The following is a 746-nucleotide window of genomic DNA, read 5'->3' on the forward strand; positions in this document are numbered from 1 at the left end:
GCGAAGCACCGCAGGGCAAGGTGACTCCCGAGCTGGCGAAGCGGAAGGGATCCGGCCTGCACCCGGTACTCGTCGTGGTCGACGAGGTGCACGAGCTGTTCCTCGCCCGGCCAGAGACCGCCGACATGGCGGAGCGGGCAATCCGGCGAGGTCGGGCGCTCGGCGTCATCATCGTGCTGTCCACGCAGATCCCCGACTCGACCAGCCTGCCCCCGAACATCACCCGCTGTGTGTCGATCCGATGGTGCTTGTCCGTCGGTGGCCAGGTCGAGAACGACATGATCCTCGGCACCGGGGCGTACAAGCGGGGCCTGACGGGCACCGTGTACCGGCCGAAGATCGACGCCGGCTGGGGTGTCATGGTCGGGCTGGAGAAGCCGGGCGCGGTCCGGTCGTACTTCCCGAACCCTGAAACGGCGGCGGCGATCGTCGCCCGGGCTGCAGGACTCCGCGGCACGGTGGTCAGCAGCGACGACACGGTGAAGGTGGAGGCCCGGAACCTGCTCGCCGACGTCCGCGCGGTGATCCAGCCGGGCGAGGCCGGCATGCCGTGGGACGTTGTTGCCGAGCGGCTGCGAGAACTCGCCCCCGAGTTCTACGTCGGCTACACCGGCGACATGGTCCGAGAGTCCCTGACCCGGTACGACATCAAGTCGCAGGACGTACCGAAGCCGGGGGAGCCTCGCGGCAAGGTCAAGGGCGTCCGGCGGACGGCGCTCGACGCCGCACAGGACCGGTTGGAGATC

Annotated in this window: 1 pseudogene; it reads left to right on the forward strand. The window is 69.4% G+C overall.

Annotated elements, in window-relative coordinates:
• Window positions 1-746 (forward strand): annotated as a pseudogene (locus ADL29_RS06775) (hypothetical protein); the annotation flags it as partial.

This window comes from Streptomyces chattanoogensis (assembly GCF_001294335.1).
GTDB classification, from domain to species: domain Bacteria; phylum Actinomycetota; class Actinomycetes; order Streptomycetales; family Streptomycetaceae; genus Streptomyces; species Streptomyces chattanoogensis.